5 protein-coding genes are annotated in these 6,854 nt (G+C 70.0%); 4 read left to right on the plus strand and 1 reads right to left on the minus strand.

Annotation, left to right across the window (positions count from 1 at the left end; genetic code table 11):
* The first annotated feature begins 160 nt into the window (after nt 1-160).
* The 3 genes from pdhA to HF995_RS06485 are packed head-to-tail and all read left to right on the plus strand — an operon-like array spanning nt 161 to nt 3,802.
* Entirely contained in the window at nt 161-1,303 is a 1,143-nt protein-coding gene (gene pdhA / locus HF995_RS06475; protein WP_168446905.1) for a pyruvate dehydrogenase (acetyl-transferring) E1 component subunit alpha, read from the plus strand.
* On the plus strand, nt 1,300-2,370 hold the full coding sequence (locus HF995_RS06480; protein ID WP_168446906.1) for an alpha-ketoacid dehydrogenase subunit beta: 1,071 nt from the start codon (nt 1,300-1,302) through the stop codon (nt 2,368-2,370). The genes pdhA and HF995_RS06480 overlap by 4 nt, the downstream gene beginning before the upstream one ends.
* A 10-nt stretch (nt 2,371-2,380) precedes the next feature.
* Nucleotides 2,381-3,802 carry a dihydrolipoamide acetyltransferase family protein gene (locus HF995_RS06485; RefSeq protein WP_168446907.1) on the plus strand — a complete coding sequence of 474 codons (1,422 nt, stop codon included), beginning with the start codon at nt 2,381-2,383 and terminating at the stop codon, nt 3,800-3,802.
* 109 nt (nt 3,803-3,911) lie between these two features.
* Here HF995_RS06485 and HF995_RS06490 read toward each other — a convergent pair whose 3' ends face one another.
* Complete coding sequence (locus HF995_RS06490) at nt 3,912-4,544, minus strand: YgjV family protein (RefSeq protein ID WP_168446908.1); 633 nt, start codon at nt 4,542-4,544, stop codon at nt 3,912-3,914.
* A gap of 159 nt (nt 4,545-4,703) precedes the next feature.
* Between HF995_RS06490 and HF995_RS06495 the strand changes: the two genes are divergently transcribed.
* Nucleotides 4,704-6,470 carry an alpha-glucosidase gene (locus tag HF995_RS06495; RefSeq protein ID WP_168446909.1) on the plus strand — a complete coding sequence of 589 codons (1,767 nt, stop codon included), beginning with the start codon at nt 4,704-4,706 and terminating at the stop codon, nt 6,468-6,470.
* Nucleotides 6,471-6,854 lie beyond the last annotated feature (384 nt).

A 6,854-nucleotide genomic window follows, 5' to 3' on the forward strand; every position in this document is an offset into this window, starting at 1 on the left:
GTTCCCACAAGAACGGCCGGGTGAATCCGGGTCTCTGCCCGCATGGTTTGGTGCACACCCGCTGCTTACGCTGGCGTAGGTTACGCAACCGTAGCCACGTGGCGCGCCTCTGCGCGGCACGGCACCAGCGGCCTCGTGGCCGCCGAGCCTCGGGAGTGACTTGAGCGACGACGTGACCCGGCTGACGGACGACGACGATCTCGTACGCCTCGTGGACCACGAGGGCGAGCGGACGACTGACGCTCGTTGGGACGCGTACCGCGCCCGCGCTGCGCACCTGTCCCTCTCCGACGTCCGCGACATGTTCCGCGACATGACCCTCGTCCGTGCTTTCGACAACGAGGCCACGTCGCTCCAGCGCCAGGGCGAGCTCGGCCTGTGGGCACAGAGCCTCGGCCAGGAGGCCGCACAGATCGGCTCGGGCCGAGCGCTCGCCCCGCAGGACTACGTGTTCCCGTCCTACCGCGAGCACGGCGTCGCGCACACGCGCGGCGTCGACCTCGCGCAGATCCTGCACCTGTTCCGCGGTATCGACCACGGCGGCTGGGACGCGCAGGCGCACAGCTTCCAGAACTACACGCTCGTGATCGGCGCGCACACGCTGCACGCGACGGGCTATGCAATGGGTGTCCAGCGCGACGGCCTCGTCGGTACCGGCGATCCGACGCGCGACATGGCTGTCGTGACGTACTTCGGCGACGGCGCGACGAGCCAGGGAGACGTCAACGAGTCCCTCGTCTTCGCGTCCGTGAACCAGGCGCCCCTCGTGATGTTCTGCCAGAACAACCAGTGGGCCATCTCGGAGCCGAACGCCCGGCAGTTCCGCGTGCCCGTCGGCCGCCGCGGCGAGGGCTTCGGCGTCCCGGGCGTCCGCGTCGACGGCAACGACGTCCTCGCGTGCTACGCCGTCATGCAGGAGGCGCTCGAGCGCGCGCGGTCCGGCGGCGGCCCCACGCTCGTCGAGGCTTTCACGTACCGCATGGGCGCACACACGACGTCGGACGACCCGACGCGCTACCGCACCCGTGAGGAGGAGCAGTTCTGGCGCGACCGTGACCCGATCGACCGGGTCGAGCGACTGCTGCGCCGCGAGGGCGCGTGGGACGACGCGTGGGCGGAGCAGGTGGCCGCGGAGGCGGCCGAGCTGGGCGCCCGCGTGCGCGAGCACGTCCGTGCGCTCGGTCGCCCGGTGTCGAGCTCGATGTTCGACGACGTCTACGCGACCGAGCACGCCCAGGTGACGCACGAGCGGCAGCTCTTCGAGACGTACGAGGCCGGTTTCGCTGACGGAGGTGCACGATGACGAGCACGACGACCCGCACGGCTGCGACCCCCGCGGTCGCCCCGTACCCCTCGGGCCCGACGACGATGACGCTCGGCAAGGCCATCAACACGGGCTTGCGCCAGGCGCTCGCGGAGGACCCGAAGGTCTTGCTCATGGGCGAGGACATCGGTCGCCTCGGCGGGGTGTTCCGCGTGACCGACGGGCTGCAGGCTGAGTTCGGCGTCGACCGCGTCGTGGACTCGCCGCTCGCCGAGTCGGGCATCGTCGGGACGGCGATCGGCCTCGCGCTGCGCGGCTACCGGCCGGTCCTGGAGATCCAGTTCGACGGTTTCGTCTTCCCCGCGTTCAACCAGATCACGACGCAGCTCGCGAAGATGCGCTACCGCACGAAGGGCCGCACCGAGCTGCCCGTCGTCGTCCGCATCCCGTATGGCGGCGGGATCGGCGCGATCGAGCACCACTCGGAGAGCCCCGAGGCGCTGTTCGCGCACACCGCGGGCCTGCGCGTGGTCTCGCCGTCGAACCCGGCAGACGCGTACCGGATGATGCGCGAGGCGATCGCGAGCCCTGATCCCGTGCTGTTCTTCGAGCCCAAGGGTCGCTACTGGGACAAGGCGTCGGTCGACGTCGTCCCGTTCGCCGTCGGGCCCCACGCCGAGCCCGCCACCCTGGGCGCCGAGACGCTCAACCGCGCCGTCGTGGCGCGTCCGGGCACGGACGCGACCGTCGTCGCGTACGGCCCGTCCGTGCACGTCGCGCTCAAGGCGGCCGAGGCCGCCGCGGCCGAGGGCACGAGCCTCGAGGTGATCGATCTGCGCACGGTCTCGCCGATCGACTTCGCGACCGTCGTCGAGTCCGTGCGCCGCACGGGCCGCTGCATCGTCGTCCACGAGGCGCCCGTCTTCCACGGCACGGGTGCAGAGGTCGCCGCGCGCGTGACGGAGGAGTGCTTCTACTCGCTCGAGGCGCCGGTCCTGCGGGTCGGCGGTTTCCACACCCCGTACCCCGTGTCGAAGATCGAGCACGACTACCTGCCGGGCCTCGACCGCGTCCTCGACGCCGTCGACCGCGCCCTGGCGTTCTGAGGAGACCGCGATGCCCACGTTCCAGCAGTTCCTGCTGCCTGACGCCGGTGAGGGACTGACCGAGGCCGAGATCGTGCAGTGGCACGTCGCGGTCGGTGACACGGTCACGGTCAACCAGACGATCGTCGAGATCGAGACGGCGAAGAGCCTCGTCGAGCTGCCGAGCCCGTACACGGGGGTCGTCGCGGAGATCCTCGCGCCAGAGGGCACGACGGTCGAGGTCGGCACGCCGATCGTCATCGTCGACACCGACCCGGGCGGCGCCCCGTCGGGCGACGCGCCCGCGGCGGCGGCCGCAGGCACGGGTGCGCCGGTCGATGGCGCGCCCGCTCAGGCTGACGCTGCTGGGGGTGCGGTGCTCGTCGGTTACGGCGTGAGCGAGCAGGGTTCGCACCGCCGCCCCCGGGCTGCCGCGCCGAGCGCGGCGGCCTCCGCTGGTCGTGCGACGTCTGCCGTCGCGACGGGGCCGGCGGTCGTGGTGGCGCCGAGCGCCCCGGTTCCTGCGCCGGAGACCAGGGCGCAGGCTGGCCGGGTGCTCGCGAAGCCGCCGGTCCGCAAGCTTGCCCGCGACCTCGGCGTCGACCTCGCGAGCGTCGTGCCGACGGGGCCCGGCGAGATCGTCACGCGGGAGGACGTCCTCGAGTTCGCGAGCCGCGCCGAGGGTCGCTCGCTCGCGACCTACCCGGGCGACGACGTGCCGTGGGAGGCGGAGGGTGCGGTCGTCGCGGAGGGGCGTCAGACGCGCGTCCCGGTGAAGTCGGTGCGCAAGCGCACCGCCGAGGCGATGGTCGCGAGCGCGTTCACGGCGCCGCACGTGACGGTGTTCCACACGGTCGACGTGACGCGCACGATGAAGATGGTCGCTCGTCTGCGCGAGGAGCGGGAGTTCCGGGACGTCCGCGTCACGCCGTTGCTCATCACGGCGAAGGCCTTGCTCATCGCGGTGAACCGGCACCCGGAGATCAACGCGAGCTGGGACGAGTCCGCGCAGGAGATCGTCTACAAGCACTACGTGAACCTCGGGATCGCGGCGGCGACGCCGCGCGGGCTCATGGTGCCGAACATCAAGGACGCGCACCGCATGACGCTCAAGGAGCTCGCGCAGGGCCTCGCTGACCTGACGGCGACGGCCCGTGCGGGCAAGACGTCGCCGTCGGACATGTCGGACGGCACGATCACGATCACGAACGTGGGCGTGTTCGGCATCGACACGGGTACGCCGATCCTCAACCCGGGCGAGGCGGGGATCCTGGCGTTCGGTGCGATCCGTGAGCAGCCGTGGGTGCACAAGGGGAGGATCAAGAAGCGCTGGGTCACGCAGCTGGCGCTGAGCGTCGACCACCGTCTGGTCGACGGTGAGCTCGCGAGCCGGGTGCTCGCGGACGTCGCGACGATCTTGCACGAGCCGGCGCAGGCGCTCGTCTGGGCCTGATGCAGAAGAGCGCACCGACCGTCACGAGACGGTGGGTGCGCTCTCCTGCATCCGGGGGCGCGCCGTGGCTTCAGGGGCGGAGGCGACGCGGCTTCCCGGGACGGGTGGTTCAGGCGGCGACGTCGAGGACGTACGTGTCCGTGGACTGGTCGTACGTGAAGCCGAGCGCCTCGTAGTAGGTGCCTGCGTTGTCCTTGACGCCGGGGCGCGAGGCGACGCGTCGGAAGCCGCGCTCGGAGAGCAGGCCGGAGCGGCGGAAGACGAACTCGCCGGGGGTGAAGTCGCGGTAGCGCGGCACGACGTAGTCGAGCTTGATGTTCGCGACGCCGTCGGTGGGCTCCTCGAGGATCACGTAGCCGACGGTCTCGTCGCCGAGGAGGACGAGGTAGGCCTCGCCGGAGGAGGTCGCGCTCGCGAGGTCGAAGCCGGGGTTGAGGGCGGCGATGTCGTCGGCGTGCCGGGTGAGCTGGCGCACGAGGTACGGGGAGTCCGTGGCCGTCGGGACGACGTCGTACGACGCTTCGGAGTGACGCTCGCGGAGCAGCTTGCGCAGCTGGATGATGTTGATGACGGCGAGCACGACGTTGAGCCCGACCATCGGCCACACGGAGAACGCGAAGTTGTAGCCGATGTGGATGAAGCATCCGATGAGGTTGAAGATGCGCAGCCGCAGGATGCGGGTCTGCATGAGGGACCAGACGAGGATGGCAGAGCCGACCCATCCGATGATCTCGAGGTACATGGTGGGATTCCCCAGGGTGACGGCACGAAGCCGGGGCCAGCGCCCGTGCTGGCGGAACCATGGTAGCGACGCCGCGGCCATCTTGGAGTCGAATCGTTCCGATGCCACAATGGGCGGGCGGCGCAAGCCGCCTGACCCGCACGCGAAGGAGCCTCCCGCATGACCGCCGCCGACGAGTCCGTCCTCATCACGACCGAGCGGGCGGGACTGCCTGCTGAGCGCGGATGGTGGCGCAAGGCTGTCGTCTATCAGATCTATCCCCGCTCGTTCGCCGACTCGAACGGCGACGGCATGGGTGACATCCGGGGCATCATCGAGCACCTCGACCACATCGAGAAGCTGGGCGTCGACGTCGTGTGGTTGTCGCCCGTGTACCGCTCCCCGCAGGACGACAACGGCTACGACATCAGCGACTATCAGGACATCGACCCGATGTTCGGCTCGCTCGCGGATCTCGACGAGCTGATCGCAGGTCTGCACGCGCGTGGCGTCCGGCTGGTGATGGACCTCGTGGTGAACCACACGAGCGACGAGCACCCGTGGTTCGAGGCGTCGCGCTCGAGCAAGGACGACCCGAAGCGGGACTGGTACGTGTGGCGCCCGGCGCGTCCGGGCACGGTCCCGGGTGAGCCGGGTGCGGAGCCGAACAACTGGGGCTCCATCTTCTCGGGTCCGGCGTGGGAGTACGACGAGCGGACCGGCGAGTACTACCTGCACCTGTTCACGCGCAAGCAGCCGGACCTCAACTGGGAGAACCCTGAGGTGCGCCGCGCGGTCCACGACATGATGCGTTGGTGGGTGGCTCGCGGCGTGGACGGCTTCCGCATGGACGTCATCAACTTCATCTCCAAGGTCGACGGCCTGCCGGACGGTGAGGTGCACGACGGCGCGCTGTTCGGCAACGGGTTCCCGTTCTTCGCGGGCGGTCCGCGGCTCGACGAGTTCCTCGCGGAGATCAACCGCGAGGTGTTCGGGGACGACGAGGCGGCGGCGCGCTTCCTCACGGTCGGTGAGATGCCCGGCTCGACGGTCGAGCAGGCGCGGCTGTACACGGACCCGGCGCGGCGCGAGGTCGACATGATCTTCCAGTTCGAGCACATGGAGGTCGACGAGGGCCCGGGCGGCAAGTTCGACCCTCGCCCGATCCACCTGCCGGAACTCAAGCGTTCGCTGGCGCGGTGGCAGGACGGTCTCGCGGAGAACGGTTGGAACAGCCTGTACTGGTCCAACCATGACCGTCCGCGCGCGGTGTCGCGCTTCGGTGACGACTCGGAGGAGTACCGAGAGGTCTCTGCGAAGGCGCTCGGCACCGTGCTGCACCTCATGCGTGGGACGCCGTACGTCTACCAGGGCGAGGAGCTGGGTATGACGAACACGGTCCTCGAGCGCATCGAGGACTTCCGCGACGTGGAGTCGCTCAACTACTTCCGCGAGGCGACCGAGGTCCGGGGCCAGGACCCTGCGGAGGTTCTGCCGGCGCTCGCGTACGCGGGCCGCGACAACTCGCGCACGCCGGTGCAGTGGGACGACTCCTCGAACGCGGGCTTCACCGTGGGTGAGCCGTGGATCGCGGTGACGCCGAACTACCGGAGGATCAACGCGGCGGCCCAGGTCGACGACCCGGCGTCGGTGTTCTCCCACTACCGCGAGCTGGTGCGGCTGCGCCACGAGATGCCGATCGTCTCGGACGGCACCCTCACGATGCACCTCCTGGACGACGAGCAGGTGTTCGCGTACTCCCGTGCTCTCGGTGACGAGGGTCTGCTGGTCCTGGCGAACCTGTCGGGTCGCCCGGCGAGCGTGGACGCGTCTGCGCTTGGCTGGACGGAGGGCGAGGTCGTGCTGACCAACCTGCCTGACGGCGTCCCGAGCCTTGGTGCGGAGGTCGCGCTGCGTCCGTGGGAGGCGGTGGCGTGGCGGCGCTGAGCCGCTGGAGCCGGGCGCTGCGCGAGGCGGCGGCCGACGGTGACGGGGGTCACCGCGCAGGGATTTGACCTGCGTCGCGACGCCCCCGTAATGTCTTCCAGGTCAGCCCAGCAGGGAGGAACGGACACAGAGCGCAGGCTCTGGAGGCCGGTCCCGCGGGCAGACTCCCCCAGAACGAACGATTCGCGGTGAGAGCCGTGTTGAGGTAGTGTTCTGGTCCGGCCCACCAGCCGATCCCCTCCAAGTCTCCGGATCAACCGGAACGCGGATTGGACACGGCGGGATGGATCGGGTAAGTTTGAACGGTTGCCTCCGAGCTGGCCTGGAAGGGCGGGTGGGGATGCGCGTCTGTTCCTTGAGAACTCAACAGTGTGCTTGATAGTC

Origin of the sequence: Sanguibacter hominis ATCC BAA-789, from assembly GCF_012396185.1 — a bacterium.
Classification (GTDB): domain Bacteria; phylum Actinomycetota; class Actinomycetes; order Actinomycetales; family Cellulomonadaceae; genus Flavimobilis; species Flavimobilis hominis.

Coding starts and splice junctions, on each gene's coding strand:
- HF995_RS06495 (WP_168446909.1), top strand. CDS start 4,704: ATGACCGCCGCCGACGAGTCCGTCCTCATCACGACCGAGCGGGCGGGA.
- HF995_RS06490 (WP_168446908.1), bottom strand. CDS start 4,544: ATGTACCTCGAGATCATCGGATGGGTCGGCTCTGCCATCCTCGTCTGG.
- HF995_RS06485 (WP_168446907.1), top strand. CDS start 2,381: ATGCCCACGTTCCAGCAGTTCCTGCTGCCTGACGCCGGTGAGGGACTG.
- HF995_RS06480 (WP_168446906.1), top strand. CDS start 1,300: ATGACGAGCACGACGACCCGCACGGCTGCGACCCCCGCGGTCGCCCCG.